Genomic DNA, 16,607 nt, shown 5'->3' on the forward strand with positions numbered 1-16,607 from the left:
CCCGAGTGGCCAAAGGGAGCAGACTGTAAATCTGCCGGCTCCGCCTTCGATGGTTCGAATCCGTCCCCCTCCACCATATTTTCTCGATTGAGAACGATAAAAAGCCAGCTTTCGAGCTGGCTTTTTCGTTTCTTTACATCATAGCTCTATAAACTGACGTCACTAAGTAGTCTAGTTAACCCTCAATATACTGAAGTAGAGCGGTAACACAGCTTTGTGCATCACTGCAACTGATACTCTCTGGCAGTTCAGTCTGCAATAAAAACCCTTGTTCCAAAGAGTGGCAAGATGAACTTTCACTTAAACAAATCGGAATTCCTTGAGCAGAAAGGGCATTCAATAACAGCAAAGCCGTTTGTATATTTCCCCCAGCATTGGCGGCAAAATGCAGCTCAAACTCAGCTGCGCTATTGAGTGAGGCCAGCGCATGCTCTAATTGAGTGTCCACTTCGGTTAAAGAAACCGAATCTAAATCACTAAAGCTCAGCATGCCTTGGTTCCTATCAGCATACTGCCAAGCAACGACATCAACCTGCTGCATATAGGCTCGCTGCATGCTTTGCGCGGCCGCCTGAATGATCACCTGCATTTGGTCACTGTTGCTTCTTCCACCACTGTCTTGAACTGATAATTCAAAAACATACGTGCCAGCAATCGTAGGATAAAACGCCGTTGCTTTCAGAGAATCTGCATTGATCAAGGTAAGCGATTGAGGCCCAGAAACTTGACGCCAAGACTTCGTTTTAATTTCATATATTGATAACTCAGATTTCGCCGTTCCGCTCAACGTAATACTATTTACTGGCAGTATTAACATCTGATCAGCACCAGCATTAACCGTAGGCTTAGTCAGCTTATCCGCATCTTTCAAATCATCGGCTTTACATCCCACGATAAGTGCGAGCACACTCAGGATCACGAACAACTGGTTTAACTTAAACATAATATTTTCCTGTGATTAAGCATTAGAAGAGGTAACTGGTACTGGTGGAAAGAAAGGCGACTTCACTACCGTCCAAATACATTGCAGCATCTTGTTGCGCGTAATCCATCATCACATTCGATTGCGTATTGGTTTGGCTGAGCTGGTCATTTAAGCGGACCCCATCGCTGAAGGCTGAGATCCATTCCATCGGTTTAGTGGCACTGGTGGATGAGAAAAATACGCCGCTTAAAAACAGCGCTAATAGTTTGGTATTCATGCTTACTCCTTGTGAGCGGTCTGATTCACCGACCCATTCAAGGTAGCATTCTCAATACAAATAAATCGTCAGCAGTTTATTGACCATTTGTATCCAGTTTGGTCACATTAGGTAAAGAAATCTGTTTCGGCCATTGCAGTTCAAAACATGCGCCCCCTAATGCTGAACCATTTACTTTTACTCTAACCTTGCCTTGATGCCAACGAGTGATCTGTTTAACAATCGCCAGCCCAAGACCATGACCTTTTTCACTATTACGCTCTTGATTATTCACTTGAGTAAAGGGCTCAAAAATACGTTCAATATCATCTGGCGCAATACCGGGGCCATCGTCTTCGACCACCAAAAAAAGTTGCCCATCAGATTCGTTCAACGAGAGATGGATCTCTTGCTGCGCAAATCGCGCGGCATTACTCAGCAAGTTTTTAACGGCCCGCAATAAAGCTCGATTATCGACAAATATCGTTTGCTGTCGCAACGAATCCAACACGCTGACACGCAATGTGAGTTGCGGGTTTTCAAGCTGGAAATGCTCCGCTTCTGCAACCAAATTGTCGGCAAAGTGGCAATAAGAAAAATGGCGAATATCCGTGATGCGGTTATAGCGCGACAAAACAAGTGTCTGGTTAATCAAATGATCGAGATCTTCAATACTGGAGTGAATTACTTGGCGGTATTTTTCTTTCTGGCTTAAGGCAATGTCTTCATCCTCAAGCATTTCAAATGCAAAGCGTAAACGGTAGAGCGGTGTTCGTAAATCATGCGCCACGGCGTTGGTTAAGGTTCTTTGGCTGGCAATCAGCTTTTCGATGTTATTTGCCATATTATTAAAAGAATGACTGAGCTGAGAGACCACGGAAAGCCGAGATGTCGTCGCTCTACGAGATAATACTCCTTGGCCAAATTCATTCGCCGTTTTTACCAGACGTTTCAGATCTCGCCATAAAGGATAAATCCACATAACTAAGGCCACAGAAATGGCTAAAAAAAAGAAACCGCCGATAGCCGTGGTGAGCTTTAATTGGGTTTGGTAGGAAATATTGTCCTCGACGCATAACCACGTATTCTCATCCACCGCAGCCAATAAGATCATGCTGCCTTGTTGATTGATATAGCTGGTCATCTGCTCTTTATCAGCCAGCAATTTGGTTCGCTCGATGGGTGACAAATCTTGCTCTTGCAATAGACTCAACTCTAAAGGTATTCGGCTATTTTGCTCAGCAATACTGGTTTGCCATTGAGTACGAGGTTGGCTACGGAGATCTTCTACCGCGAGGTATAATGTGCCTCTGGACTGGTTAAGCGCAGCGAGTTCTCTCGGTTCATTGATCGCGAAATAGAGCACTTTGTCACTGTTCAGCACTCTTTGCAAAAGTGCCATAGGATCACCATCTTGGAAAATGATCTCGCCTTTTTGCAACGCTTGATAAACTTCTGGGGAGGCGTGGTAACTGTCTAATGCCTCTAATCGAAGTGGGTAACTGAAATGCTTAGCATAGCCGTCAATAATCGTTGTCCACTCAGCTTGAGGCGCTTGACGCAATTTTTCAGATAGAAACGTAAAGTTACTCTGATAGACAGGCTTATAAAACTCTTCAGAGATACTGCGGCTAAGATATGGGATCGGATTAAATTGCGTGGGAATACTGAGTAATAAGATCGGCAGAAACACAGCTACCCAGAGTACCCAAAAAGATCGAATCATGACCACTTCCCTTCCGATACAGCGCAGAGCTGATATCCTTTACCTCGAACCGTTTTTATCAACTTAGGTTCATTAGGATCATCTCCGAGCGCACGCCGCAAGCGTGATATACGACGATCAATTGAGCGATCTAAACCATCATATTCAAAACCACGCACATGCTGAGCGATATCATCTCTCGTGACAATGGTGCCTACATGTTGGGCGAGTAGATACAAAAGCTCAAACTCGCTGGTCGTGAGTTTTATAGGCTGCTGCTCAAGTAATACCGCTCGATGTTGCAAATTCATCCACAAGCTACCTATGCACAATTCATATTTGTCACTTTGACTTCCTCTTGCTTGCCTCCGAAGTAAAGCTCGAATACGTGACAGTAGCAAACGGGGCTTAACCTGCTTAACAACATAGTCATCGGCACCCAGTTCCAACCCCATCACCTGATCAATATCATCGTCCAACGCCGTTTGCATTAAGATCATACCGTGGTATTGATCTCGGACAGCGCGGCAGACATCCATACCACTTTGCCCTGGTAGCATAATATCCAGAATGACTAAATCAGGTTGCTCATCCAAAATCCGATCAACGGCTTGAATCCCATCCGCAACCGTTGAGACACAAAACTCATAGTGGTTGAGAAAGTCTTTGATCAGTTCCGAGAGTTCTAAATCGTCTTCAACGAGAACCACTCGATAAGAGGGGGAGAGAGTACTGTTCATTGTGTTTCACATCCGTTTGCTAAGAACGCAAACTATAGCGGATTGTGTTTCATCTTTGTGTGACTAATTGTGACCAAGCAACAAAGTTGTGGTGTTGTTAAAACATTAAACAAATCATCAACAGCCGAACCTACCGCGTTGAATCAATAAGAGTACGAAGAAAGTACCATTGGGCCGTGACTCATAAACAGAGTCTATAAAAAAGCCCCGAAAATTCGGGGCTGAAAAATGACTGAATCTATAGGGGTAGGACTCAATCAGGATACTAAATCGAACAAAATTACGCGTGTTTCATACGGACGAAGCACTTGATGTTCCAAAACTTTGAGTGGTTTTATATCTGTATAGTTGCCTAACAGGTATTTTGCTTTCTCAATCGGTAACTCTTTTGGCAGCACGCATTCGGTGTCAACGCCATAATAGTTATTGATACAGATCAGCACCTGTTTCGCGTTGCGTCGCTGGTAGGCAAAAATCTCTTTATGATCGGGTAGTAAATCGGTGTAATCACCATCGGTAATTACACCGATTTTTTTGCGCAGCGCTATCAACTCTTGGTAGAAATAGAACACCGATTGCTCATCAGCTAACGCCCGTTGCGCATTCAATTCTTGATAGTTTTCTGCGATGTCTAGCCAAGGCTGACCTTGGCTAAAACCAGCAAAACGCTCTGCATTCCATTGCATTGGCGTGCGAGAATTGTCACGGGATTTTTGTGCAAGAATGGCCATCATCGCTTCATGACTTACCCCTTGCTGGTTCACCATGATGTCGTAAATGTTAGTACTTTCCACATCTCGGTACTGTTCAATAGCGGTGTAGCCGGGATTGGTCATGCCAATTTCTTCACCTTGATAAACATAAGGCGTGCCTTGCATCATATGAATCGATGCGGCCAACATTTTTGCCGACTCAACGCGATAACGTTGATCATCCCCTAAACGGCTCACGATACGAGGTTGATCATGGTTACACCAAAAAAGTGCTCCCCACCCTTTACCATTTAAACCCGTTTGCCAATGGTTGAAAATCTGCTTCAATTGCAAGAAATCAAATGGTGCTTTCGTCCATTTTTCACCGTTCGGATAATCCACTTTTAAATGGTGGAAGTTAAACACCATCGACAGCTCTTTGCCGTCCAAGCGTGAATATTGTTGGCAATGTTCAAGCGTTGTTGAGGACATTTCCCCCACGGTGACACTGCCGTACTGTTGGAAAACCGCTTGGCTGATCTCTTGTAAAAATTCATGCACGCGCGGGCCATCGGTATAAAAACGGCGTCCATCACCTTGGTGATCATCACTGAAATCCTGCGCTTTTGAGATTAAATTGATCACATCGAGACGAAAACCATCCACCCCTTTTTCGGCCCAAAAACGAATCACTTGCTTCACTTCCTCACGAACTTGAGGATTTTCCCAATTTAGATCCGCCTGCTCTTTGGCAAATAGGTGCAGATAATATTGCCCAGTTGCGTCATCTAACGCCCATGCACTACCACCAAACTTTGACTGCCAATTATTTGGAGCCTGACCATTAATCGGGTCTTGCCAAATATAATAGTCACGATACGGACTTGATTTATCACCCAACGCCGACTGAAACCAAGCGTGCTCGGTTGAGGTGTGGTTAACCACAATATCCATAATAATGCGGATACCTCTTTGATGAGCTTGAGCCAGCAGTTCATCAAAATCTTGCATGCTACCGAATTGAGGATTGACACTGTAATAATCCGAAATGTCATAACCGTTATCAACCATCGGAGATGAATAAATGGGTGTCAGCCAAATGGCATCAATTCCCAAGCGGTGCAAGTAATCCAGTTTAGAGATGATCCCTTTGATATCTCCCGTTCCTTTATTGCCGCTATCACAAAAACTTTTGGGATAAATCTGATAGATGGTCGCAGTTTTCCACCACTGACTATCACTCTTGGTTATAACCATATTGACAACTCACTTACCAAAATGAAAATGAGTGGTGAAAACTCACCACTCGAATGAAAGGTTATGCACTTGCTGGCTCTAGCTCGCCTTTAGCTTGAGCTCGTTTGTATAAAAACAGAGTAAGCAGAATTGGGACGGCCATCGCCACCAGCATCGCGATGCCGTAAATACCCCAGTATTGTGGTTGAATCGAAAGAATACCTGGTAAACCACCCACACCGATGCCATTCGCCATCACCCCTGCACTACCACAAATTGCGGCTGCAATAGCACTACCAATCATGGCGCTTAGCATTGGGAACTTGTACTTTAAGTTGACACCATACATCGCTGGCTCTGTCACACCCAAATAAGCCGAAATAGCCGCAGGAACAGAGATGTCTCGCTCACCGTGTTTTTTACTGATAAAGATGATACCGACGACCGCAGACGCTTGAGCAATATTTGACAGTGCAATCAGTGGCCAAATTGGCGTACCACCCATTTCTTGCATCAATTGCAGATCCACCGCGTTGGTGGTGTGGTGAATCCCGGTAATGACCAGTGGCGCATACAAGAAACCGAACACCATTGAACCGATAACCGCAAAATCGCCAGTCATTGCAGCTTTAGCCGCAAACGCGACGCCATCGCCCAATACGCGACCAAATGGACCAATTAAAGCGTGGGCCAAAATAACGGACAATATGATAGAGATAAACGGCACAACAACGAGGTAAAGATAAGAAGGGATGATGCGCTTTAAGTTTGTCTCAATAAACGCCAGAGCAACACCCGCCAACATCGCAGGAATCACCTGAGCTTGATAGCCGACTTTCTCTATCACAAACAAGCCAAAATCCCACACTTCGGGCATCTGCTTACCGATCAGATAAGCATTCATTAATTGAGGCGAAACCAGAGTCACACCCAAAGTAATACCTAGTATCGGTGTTCCACCCAACTTTTTCACCGTTGACCAACAAACACCAACCGGTAGGAAGAAGAAAATAGCCTCGCCAATTAACCATAAGAAAGAATGAACCGTGGCCCAAAATTGGCTAATTTCAACCAAGGTTTTGCCATCGAACATACGAATGTCGCCAATGACATTACGAAAACCGAGGATTAAACCGCCGGTGATGATCGCTGGCAGCAAAGGAACAAAGATTTCCGCAAGATGCGAAATGCCACGCTCTAAAAAGTTCATGTTTTGGCGAGCGGCTTTCTTCGCTTCATCTTTAGAAACGGCTTCTTTGCCTGAAAGCCCGATTAAGATGGCGTAAACTTCGTCCACCTCAGTACCAATCACAACTTGAAACTGCCCAGCATTGGTAAAACACCCTTTAACCATACTCAGCTGTTCTAGTCCTTTTTTATCCGCCTTGTCGGTATCATTTAAAACAAAGCGTAAACGAGTCAAACAGTGACTCACACTGGCGATGTTCTCTTTACCACCTACCAGCTCGATAAGACGTATCACGTCTTGCTTCGCTATCTTGGCCATACTTTTGCCCACCCTATATTGGAATACTGTCTGTTTTTCTTTTTAATGGGAACATTCCCACCTACAAGTGCAATATTGACATAGATAATAAAAGGTAAAAATGGGAACAATCCCATTAATTGAATAAGATCACAGACTAATTGTAATTCACTTTAAGAAATAAGGAGTTAGCTTGTTAGCGGTTGTTGAGTGATGTGTGCAGGGTTCATTTCATTATTAAGCTGTAAAATCAATAAATTAGCTGCTTTTTCTCCCGCTTGAGCATAGCCAGGATCAATACTATAAATATTAGGGAAAAGAAAAGAGAGCAGCTCATTACCACCCACACCAGTGACGGCGATATCATCTCGGCCCAATTCTTGGAGACGTTTAATCACGCCAAGTGCCAGAGTGTCACTGGCGCACACGATAGCTTGAGTCTGATCATTCAGCACTTCATCAACCAGTTGGTAGGCACTTTCATGATGCAAACGTCCAGTGCGATAATTGGGAGTGCATCCACTTTGTTTGCACCAATCTAAGTACGAATCTAAACGTAATTTACCTGTCGTTTTATCGCTAGGATCGACCCCAATGTAGGAAATATGAACTCGATTTTTCGAAGTCAAATGAGCAAGCGCGCCTTGAATAACACCATAATTGTCATAGTTAATCGATGAGACTTTATCGGCATCCATCGCAATCACAACCGCTCGCGATGCCCATAGGTTGAGTTGTGTGATATCGAGATCGGTAAAACCAAATACAATTACACCATCCACATTACGCTTATGTAAAACCTCAAGGTGCTCGTTCGTTTTAGTGCGATCAAACTGGCTTTCCATAATCACCACATCGTACCCATTTTGATACAACACCTGTAGCATTCGCCCCACGGCACGGTTTTCAGACGGTGACTCAAGGCGTGAGATAATCACGCCAATCACTTTTTCACTGCCACCACGCATTAACTGAGCCGATTTCAGTGGCACATACCCAGAATCTTGGATAACGCGTTCCACTTTTGCTCGTGTTTCAGGCTTCACTTTTGGGTCGTTCGTCAATACACGAGAAACCGTCGATTTACCAACACCAGACAGTTTTGCAATATCCAAGATAGTCAGTTTTCTGCTCATGCGAACCTATAGCGTAAATAAAAATGGAAGATAGCATGCGCTTATCTTAAATGAATTATTGAGTGATACAGCCTTGATAAGTCGTTGATCCCACTTCGAGCAAAGCCTCATCGCCTTTCGTATGTAAAAGCACGGTTTGAGGCTGAGTTTGCTCGCTATCGTCGATCACATACTTTGCGCCAGAGGCGGCTGGAATTTGTATTAATGTATATTCGCGATCGGCAATACGGAGAACGGCTGACTGTTGCTCAATATACGCAACATCAAAATGCTCACCAGAACGACATTGATAATGCTGGAACAGGTTCTCACTTTCAACGCGCGAATCATTCGCGTAATGTGGTGAGCATGCTGCTAAAAAACCAACAAATCCAACAAATCCAACAAAGAGAAATGATTTATTCATATTGCCTTCCACAAAGGGGGGGGAATTTTTACGGTGCAAGAAAAGCAGGGACATCGCGAATACTATCAAGTACCACGGTGGCGAGTAATTCACCCTGCTCAGTAACGGGTTTACCGGTACGCACTAACACACGAGTACCAACACCTGCGGCTTGTGCAGCCATCATATCTTCAGCTTTATCGCCTATCATCACGGATTTTTCCATATCGATATCAAGAAAGTCCCGTGCGGAGATAAACATACCAGGCTTGGGTTTGCGGCAATCACACTCTTCTTTATACTTACCTTCACCGTGCTCAGCATGGTGCGGGCAGTAATAAATACCATCAAACTCGACACCGTGATCGGCAAAATTCCAGTCCATCCATTGCGTTAAAGATAAAAAGCGCTCTTCACTAAATTTCCCACGAGCGATACCTGATTGGTTGGTCACCAAAACCAGCAAATACCCCATGTCTTGAAACTTCTTAGTGGCTTCAAATACACCATCAATAAACTCAAAATCATGCTCATCATGAACATAGCCATGGTCAACGTTGATCACGCCATCGCGATCTAAAAACACTGCAGGTTTAGCCAAAATAACTCTCTCATATCACGCCAGATATGATGATTATTACACGCTTTATTTTTTTCATCACTACCTAATTCACCAAAGCGTTTAGACGTCTAGACGTAAAAATATCTATTGACTTAAATCAAGTTAAGCCATAGCATCGTCCAACAAGTGAGAGAGAGTTCAACATTTTATTCTGTTATCCCTGCACAGGTTTTCCGATGATTCAAATTAATCAAGTAAATAAAGTTTTCTATCAAGGCAATAAGGAAATTCATGCTTTGAAAGAGATTAATCTTCACATTAAGCAAGGCACTATTTTTGGTGTAATTGGCTCGTCAGGTGCAGGGAAAAGTACGCTGATTCGCTGTGTCAACATGCTAGAAGCTCCAACAACAGGTTCGGTTGTGGTTGATGGCGTTGATTTAACTCAACTGAGCAAATCAGAACTCAGCCAAGCTCGTCGCAACATTGGCATGATCTTTCAACACTTCAATTTGCTTTCATCACGTACGGTATTTGACAACGTTGCTCTGCCACTTGAGCTGGCTGGTGTCGAAAAAAATAGCATTGAAAAGAAAGTGTCAGAGCTGTTGCAACTGGTCGGCCTGACGGATAAGCGCGAAACTTATCCTGCAAATCTGAGTGGTGGTCAAAAGCAACGTGTTGCAATAGCGCGAGCACTCGCCTCTGATCCAAAAGTATTGCTGTGTGACGAAGCAACCAGTGCGCTTGATCCTGCGACAACTCAATCGATTTTAGAGCTATTGAAAGAGATCAACCGCACACTCAATATCACCATTTTGCTAATTACTCACGAAATGGATGTGGTAAAAAGTATTTGCCACGAAGTGGCGATTATTGGCGACGGTGAACTGGTTGAAAAAGGCACAGTTGGCGAGATTTTTGCTCACCCTAAAACCGCCTTAGCTCATCAATTTATTCGCTCAACGCTCGATTTATCAATTCCGGAAGATTACCAAGCTCGCCTGCAAGCCACTCGCGTAAAAGGTAGCTACCCGCTGGTGCGATTAGAGTTTACAGGCGCAACGGTTGATGCTCCCTTGATGACACAAATTGCCCGTAAATTTAATATTGATGTCAGTATATTAAGTTCTGACCTTGATTACGCTGGTGGCGTTAAATTCGGCATGATGGTCGCTGAACTGTTTGGTAATGAGTCGGACGATACGGCCGCTCTTGAATTTCTTCGCGAAAACAACGTAAAAGTAGAGGTACTTGGTTATGTCCTTTAACACCATCACCGCTTGGTTAAACCTGAATGGCGATCTTCTACTGATGGCAACCTGGCAAACACTCTACATGGTCGCTGTCGCGGGCATCGTCGGTTTCGTGGTTGGTATTCCACTAGGGGTTATTTTACATACCACCAAAAAAGGCGGCCTTCTCGAAAACACTCAGCTGAACCGCATTCTTGGTGCCATCGTCAACATTGGTCGCTCCGTGCCATTTTTGGTGCTTATGGTGGCCATTATTCCGGTGACAAAACTGCTTGTCGGTACGTTTATTGGCACCACGGCGGCCATTGTGCCGCTGACGATTGGCGCAATTCCATTTGTCGCTCGTTTAATTGAAAGTGCATTGCTGGAAGTGCCCACTGGTTTGGTCGAAGCTGCGCAGTCAATGGGGGCTACGCCGATCCAAATTATTCGTAAAGTGTTGCTTCCTGAAGCACTACCAACGATTGTCAACTCAGTCACCATCACTATGGTCACTCTAGTAAGTTACTCTGCCATGGCCGGAACCGTTGGCGGCGGTGGCTTGGGCGATGTCGCTATTCGTTACGGCTTTCATCGCTACGACTTAGGCATCATGACGGTCACCGTGGTGATGTTGATTGTCTTAGTACAAATTATTCAATCGATTGGCGATAAGTTTGTCCGCCGTGTCGACCACCGTTAAATCACAATAAAGTTAAAACACAGATTCGTTTTATAACAAGGAGTTAATCATGAAATTTAGCCTTAAAGCTCTACTTACCCTCGCCGTTAGCGCTTCAGCACTCGTGCTGGCAGGCTGTGGTGAAAAAGCGGTCGACAACAATAAAATCAAAGTGGGTGTCATTGCCGGTGCTGAAGCACAAGTTGCTGAAGTTGCAGCAAAAATTGCAAAAGAAAAATACAACCTAGATGTAGAACTCGTAACGTTTACCGACTATGTTACTCCTAATGCGGCACTGGATGATGGTTCGATTGATATCAATGCATTCCAACACAAGCCATACCTTGATCAACAGATCGCTGACCGCGGTTACAAATTAGCGATTGCAGGTAACACCTTTGTTTACCCGATTGCTGGCTATTCAAAACAAGTGAAATCGGTTGATGAGATTCAAGATGGCTCTCGTATTGCGGTACCTAACGATCCAACCAACCTTGGTCGCTCTTTACTGCTGCTAGAACAGCAAGGCCTTATCACTCTACGTGACGGAGCAGGCCTACTGGCAACGGTACGTGATGTGGTCGCCAACCCAAAAAACATCACTATTGTTGAGTTAGATGCCGCGCAACTGCCTCGTTCACTTGACGACGTTACGCTCTCGATCATCAACACGACCTACGCCAGCTCAATCAATCTAACGCCTGAAAAAGATGGTGTGTTCGTTGAAGATAAAGAGTCACCTTATGTCAATATCATTGTTTCTCGTGCAGAAAATCTGAATGCTGAAAACGTGACTAACTTTGTTAAAGCCTACCAAACAGAAGAAGTGTACCAAGCCGCTTCGAAAATTTTTGACGGTGGCGCAGTAAAAGGCTGGTAATTAATAAACCTATTACCTGTGCAAAAAGCCTATAAAAACAGAAAAGCCGATACGCGATGTATCGGCTTTTTCGTATCAACAACACGCACCTGTTTACTTAATATGATCCCAAGACATATTGGACACCATACGGCACGGGTCGCACTTAAAATGGAAAATGTCGTGCAGCAGTTCATCGAGTAGCCACTCTCCCCCACATTTCGGGCATTTTCTGGCTTGTTCGTCCGCTAGGCTCTGGCCGCCAACTCGATACTGATAGTAATAAGTAGGGATGTGAGTCAAAAACTCAATTCGTCCTCGTAAATCCCATCCTCTAATAAACAGCACACTGTCCACATCGCAAATCTCGTGCAATGCAGCGTGTTCTGCTCGGCAACCACCCGCCATCTGAAGTTCATCACACGCCTGCCACTCTGTTTGCCATTTGATCACCGCTTTATGATCGCCATTTAAGGTCGCAGAATTACGATATAAAGGGATCGGCAGCAATGTGTCACCACTGCGCAGCGGAGAACAAGTGTGTACATAAGTGGTGTAAAGTATCTGCCAGCTAGGCAAAACATCATCTGCGGCTTGCTCGGAATTAAGATCGCGCCCCAACAAACGGGCTTTCGGAGCCAGCAAACTAGCCTCCGTCAAGCGACTCAGGCACACCCTAACAAAATCAGAATGATACTTAGGGTGTAAGCTTTCTTGCTCTGGGCAAACCACCCGCACAAAGAACTCGCCCTCTCCTATCACGATGGGGAATTCACGCCCAAGCACTTGACCGTTATAGCGTAATGCATCCATTAGGCCATTAATCGCTTTATCTACCGCCGAGATAGTCGTGTTATCAAAACACTCAAACTGCAATTCAACCACGTACATCGTTACACCACAGGTTCTAAATTAGCGAAAAACTCGGCCACACTTTCGGCCAGCACGTCGCGTTTATCGGTACCTAAACGTTCTAAAATCACATGTCCAGAAAGGTTACAGATCGAAATTACATCCATCTCCGCATCGGTTGCACCAATAAACACGGTTGGTTTGAGTTTTAGTCGGCGCTGAGTCACCAAATGACCGAGGATATTTTCCTGCAAACGAACAAAATCATCCTCACTCCACACTTGCAATAGAGCGAGCTCGTTGCCTTGCCATTTAGCGGGCATGTCCGCACAAAACTGTACGCCATAAAAGGCTTTAATATCAGAATGTAGAGTCAATTCAATCGCTGCTTCTACGTTAGAAAAATCAGCTGCAACCGATCTGACGACGGGCTTCCACAGTACACTGTCTTGGTCGTTCATCACTGCGCAAGGGGAATCCAACTCAGCCAACTCATCATTACGAGGAGACTCGCCATGCTTTGTTTGGTAAGCGTCAAGATAACGTTGAGTAAATGAAAGTAAGGCTTGCTCGGCAGTTTGTGCCATGAAGTGCTCCAAAATTGATGAGTCGCTGCCTTGTGTGATGACAGCAACCCTAGGATTGCGTAAAATTCTGCTTATTCTAATCGAATTGACGTGAAAGTATGAGCAAATATTCCGATGCCAAAGCGCTGGCAGGGTTAACCCTTGGCAAAAAAACCGACTACGCCAAACAGTACGATCCAAGCTTACTGCAACCTGTCCCTCGTAGCTTAAACCGTGATGATCTGCATTTGGGGGATAGCTTACCGTTTAAAGGCTGTGACATTTGGACTTTGTACGAGCTCTCTTGGCTCAATGAAAAAGGGTTACCACAAGTGGCAATTGGCGAGGTTTCTATCCCTGCAACAAGTGCTAGTTTGATTGAATCTAAATCCTTTAAGCTCTACCTCAATAGCTATAACCAAAGCAAAATAGCCAGTTGGGATGAAGTAACGCAGCGCTTAACCAACGATTTATCGGCCTGTGCCGGCGCGCCAGTTAGTGTCACTCTCAACCCGGTGACCGATTACACTGGCCAAGCGATTGTAACTATGCAGGGTGAATGCATTGATGGACAAGATATTGAGATTGAAAGTTACCAATTTGATGCCAGCTTACTGAAAAGTGCCGCGCGTGGTGAGCAAGTCAATGAAACACTGCACAGCCATTTACTGAAATCGAACTGTTTAATAACCAATCAACCCGACTGGGGCAGCGTCGAAATTCATTATCAAGGTCAACAAATTGATCGAGAAGCACTGTTACGTTATCTCGTCTCATTTCGTGAACATAATGAGTTCCACGAACAGTGTGTAGAGCGCATCTTCACCGACATTATGCAATACTGCCAACCGATACAGTTAACAGTATACGCTCGATACACTCGCCGCGGCGGTTTGGATATCAACCCATTTCGCTCAACCGAACAAGAACGGCCAACACATAACCAACGTATGGCCCGTCAATAAGGATTAGCATTAGGATGATCAACGTGCGCTGGACACTTTTGCTCAGTTTAACTCTGGCTCTGTTTTCATTGGCTTCACAAGCCACTATCTACTCGTCGCCAATGTTAAATGAAGCCAATGGGTTGATTGATATCTCACCGAATCAAGCCAAAACCCTAGCCACTGAGTATCTGACTCAGCGCAAGTTGGCCGAAAAATCAGAAAAATCATCATCAGTGATGGCGCGCGATGAAAGCGACAGTCGGATTCGAACACCGGGCAGCAGCGTTGATGCGTTAAAGATTTTAGCCAAAGCAGAGTTCCAGTTGCACAATATGGATGCCGCACTGGCCGCGTTAAAACTTGCTGAAGAGCTCACGCAACACTATCAATTACCTTATTTAGCCACGGATGTACAAATACTCAAAACTCGCCTAATTTGGCTCAATAATAATGATGCAAGCGCCGCTCGGCAGGCGCTACGCGCGATCAGCATTCAATATGATGCCATCAAAAATGCGGATCAAGTGGCAAAAGGTCTCGATTATAAAATTACCCTGCTCAAAGCAGAAATTGCTTCAAAAGCCAATGATATCGAACTGGCCAATAAGCTTTTTGCTGACCTAAAGCCTTACATTGATTCGATCTCCTCACCGAAAACCGTGATTGAATATCAGATTGTTATTGGTCAACATTTTCTCACTCATGGCTTTTACAATCGTGCTTTATCTGAGTTGCTAGTTGCCTACTGGGGTGCGATTGAAAACAACTCAAGCGCCCTACTCGCTAAAACTAATACCTTGCTGGCTCAGCTTTTTTTTGAAAGAAAAGTGCTCGATAAGGCTTTAGAGCATTTGTCTCAAGCCGCCGATTTTTATGACGGCTATAACAAGTCGCCAGCCTTGGCTGATGTATTGCAACGTATGGGCGATGTCTATTACCAGCAAGGTAAATACAATCTAGCGCTCGTTCACTACTTCAACGTGATCGATCACGAAACGAGCCGCAATGATCTGGAAAAAGTCATTGAAGTGCGTATTAGTTTGGCGGCGACCTACCTTAGTCTCTATAACTACCCATTAACTGACCAGTATCTCACTCGCGCTGAAGACTTGCTTGAGCTGAAAGATTATCCTCGTTTAAAGGCACAGGCTTACTTACTGCATTCAGGATTGGCCTTTCACCAAAAACAAGCCGATGTGGTCATCAGCAACGCTCAACACGCCTTAAGCGTTGCTAAAACGATGCAAGATGAAGAGATTGAAGAGCATGCCTATCGGTTACTGGCCTTGGGTTATGAGCAAAACGGTCAGTACGCACAGGCCTTAGAGAACATAAAACGCAGCAATGCACTATCGCAAATACGCCAAGAAAAACTCAACCAAATCAGTGAAGATGCTTTTCGTCAGCAAAAAGAGTTTGTAGAACAAACCTTACATCTGGTCGGGCAAGAAAAAGCGCTGCTCAAAACTCAAGAAGAGTATAATAAGTTCAAAAAGATCGCCTTTATTCTGTTTATCATCTCCATTATTTTATTTTTACTGCTACTGCGTAGAGGCTACCTTATCCAGTTGCAAAATGAAGAAATCGATGAACTCAACAGCACGCTCTTTACCCATTCTCGCTCTCGCTTGCGTAACTTGCGCATGCTCAATGCTAAGCTTCCTTCAGCGATGCAAAAAAGCAGCCGTCATTTTGAGCCGTGGTATATTGGTGAACTCATCCACGAGCCACTGAGTGATCGCCTCCGCTTTTTGATGATTGATATCCCCTTTCTGCGCAACATGTACTTAGAACATGGCTATTCAGCTGGCTTAGAATTGGAGCATCAATTTGGTCAGTTTTTAAAATCGAAAATCAAAGAACCGAATCGGATTTATCACTTTTCAGATTCCAATCTGCTCTATATCGAACCGAATGCCGATCGCAATACACTGCCTGAAATCGCATTCGATCAAATTCAGCAATGGATAGATGAATTTCAACCTGAACGTCGCTTAAACCGTACAATACGGATGGGCATCGCCGACTACCCCTTTTTGCCAAGAGCTTATATGGCGATTAATGATAAAGAGCTGCTCGATATTCTGCTGATGGCAACCAACACTGCTCGTGAGCTAAGCATGAGAGAAGGAGCAAGCCATTGGGTCTACTTAAAAGCGATCGATAACGCTCCAGCCGCTAGTTTTGCCTCCAACAATATTCGCAAATCATGCAAGCACGCCATCAATCAAGGGTTGATAAAAGTGCATTCTTCTTATAAGAATGAGGAGAGCATCAAAAAACTCCTAAAAGATGGGTAATTACTCGGCATTCAATGTGTTAAAGCAGTGACGTGGGCAATTA

At 44.5% G+C, this 16,607-nt stretch carries 16 protein-coding genes; 5 read left to right on the forward strand and 11 right to left on the reverse strand.

All coding sequences use genetic code 11. From position 1 onward, the window contains the following. Nucleotides 1-175: 175 nt before the first annotated feature. From AACR75_RS04505 to gmhB, 9 genes are all read right to left on the reverse strand, one after another. Nucleotides 176-943, reverse strand: a complete 768-nt coding sequence (locus AACR75_RS04505) for a PKD domain-containing protein (RefSeq protein WP_047688864.1) — start codon at nt 941-943, stop codon at nt 176-178. 22 nt (nt 944-965) lie between these two features. Next, nucleotides 966-1,202 (reverse strand): hypothetical protein, encoded by a 237-nt coding sequence (locus AACR75_RS04510; RefSeq protein WP_047688867.1) that lies wholly within the window; start codon nt 1,200-1,202, stop codon nt 966-968. Between the two features lie 76 nt (nt 1,203-1,278). Beyond that, complete coding sequence (locus AACR75_RS04515) at nt 1,279-2,913, reverse strand: ATP-binding protein (protein ID WP_081989718.1); 1,635 nt, start codon at nt 2,911-2,913, stop codon at nt 1,279-1,281. Beyond that, entirely contained in the window at nt 2,904-3,626 is a 723-nt protein-coding gene (locus AACR75_RS04520; RefSeq protein ID WP_017044211.1) for a winged helix-turn-helix domain-containing protein, read from the reverse strand. Before AACR75_RS04520 ends, AACR75_RS04515 begins: the two co-directional genes overlap by 10 nt. Nucleotides 3,627-3,883: 257 nt before the next feature. Then, nucleotides 3,884-5,575, reverse strand: coding sequence for an alpha,alpha-phosphotrehalase (gene treC, locus AACR75_RS04525; protein WP_047688872.1), 1,692 nt, complete (start codon nt 5,573-5,575; stop codon nt 3,884-3,886). A 61-nt stretch (nt 5,576-5,636) separates the two neighbouring features. Next, the gene (gene treB / locus AACR75_RS04530; RefSeq protein ID WP_026027679.1) at nt 5,637-7,061 is read right to left on the reverse strand and encodes a PTS trehalose transporter subunit IIBC; all 1,425 of its coding nucleotides are present in this window, start codon (nt 7,059-7,061) and stop codon (nt 5,637-5,639) included. A gap of 167 nt (nt 7,062-7,228) precedes the next feature. Then, a complete protein-coding gene (gene treR / locus AACR75_RS04535) occupies nt 7,229-8,176 on the reverse strand; it encodes a trehalose operon repressor TreR (RefSeq protein ID WP_013857380.1) in 948 nt (315 codons plus the stop codon). Nucleotides 8,177-8,231: 55 nt separating this feature from the next. Continuing rightward, complete coding sequence (locus tag AACR75_RS04540; protein WP_047688876.1) at nt 8,232-8,582, reverse strand: MliC family protein; 351 nt, start codon at nt 8,580-8,582, stop codon at nt 8,232-8,234. A 28-nt stretch (nt 8,583-8,610) separates the two neighbouring features. After that, entirely contained in the window at nt 8,611-9,162 is a 552-nt protein-coding gene (gene gmhB / locus AACR75_RS04545; RefSeq protein WP_013857382.1) for a D-glycero-beta-D-manno-heptose 1,7-bisphosphate 7-phosphatase, read from the reverse strand. 197 nt (nt 9,163-9,359) lie between these two features. Between gmhB and metN the strand changes: the two genes are divergently transcribed. From metN to AACR75_RS04560, 3 genes are read left to right on the forward strand one after another with little or no spacing between them, the layout of a single operon-like run. Beyond that, nucleotides 9,360-10,394 (forward strand): methionine ABC transporter ATP-binding protein MetN, encoded by a 1,035-nt coding sequence (gene metN / locus AACR75_RS04550; RefSeq protein ID WP_013857383.1) that lies wholly within the window; start codon nt 9,360-9,362, stop codon nt 10,392-10,394. Next, nucleotides 10,384-11,061, forward strand: coding sequence for a methionine ABC transporter permease (locus AACR75_RS04555; protein ID WP_017044205.1), 678 nt, complete (start codon nt 10,384-10,386; stop codon nt 11,059-11,061). The genes metN and AACR75_RS04555 overlap by 11 nt, the downstream gene beginning before the upstream one ends. Nucleotides 11,062-11,110: 49 nt before the next feature. After that, a complete protein-coding gene (locus AACR75_RS04560; protein ID WP_013857385.1) occupies nt 11,111-11,920 on the forward strand; it encodes a MetQ/NlpA family lipoprotein in 810 nt (269 codons plus the stop codon). 93 nt (nt 11,921-12,013) lie between these two features. Here AACR75_RS04560 and AACR75_RS04565 read toward each other — a convergent pair whose 3' ends face one another. Together AACR75_RS04565 and syd are read right to left on the reverse strand one after the other, a co-directional pair. Continuing rightward, nucleotides 12,014-12,790, reverse strand: coding sequence for a Zn-ribbon-containing protein (locus AACR75_RS04565; protein ID WP_047688879.1), 777 nt, complete (start codon nt 12,788-12,790; stop codon nt 12,014-12,016). A gap of 2 nt (nt 12,791-12,792) precedes the next feature. Beyond that, nucleotides 12,793-13,338 (reverse strand): SecY-interacting protein, encoded by a 546-nt coding sequence (syd, locus tag AACR75_RS04570; RefSeq protein WP_047688882.1) that lies wholly within the window; start codon nt 13,336-13,338, stop codon nt 12,793-12,795. A 98-nt stretch (nt 13,339-13,436) separates the two neighbouring features. On the opposite strand from syd, the gene queF reads away from it, so the two are divergent. Then, nucleotides 13,437-14,282: an NADPH-dependent 7-cyano-7-deazaguanine reductase QueF gene (queF, locus tag AACR75_RS04575; protein WP_047688883.1), complete on the forward strand. Its 846-nt coding sequence runs from the start codon at nt 13,437-13,439 to the stop codon at nt 14,280-14,282. Between the two features lie 14 nt (nt 14,283-14,296). Continuing rightward, nucleotides 14,297-16,564, forward strand: coding sequence for a tetratricopeptide repeat protein (locus tag AACR75_RS04580; RefSeq protein ID WP_047688885.1), 2,268 nt, complete (start codon nt 14,297-14,299; stop codon nt 16,562-16,564). The last annotated feature ends 43 nt before the right edge of the window (nt 16,565-16,607 follow it).

The sequence above is a fragment of the Vibrio sp. ZOR0018 genome (assembly GCF_963865925.1).
Taxonomy (GTDB): Bacteria; Pseudomonadota; Gammaproteobacteria; order Enterobacterales; family Vibrionaceae; genus Vibrio; species Vibrio anguillarum.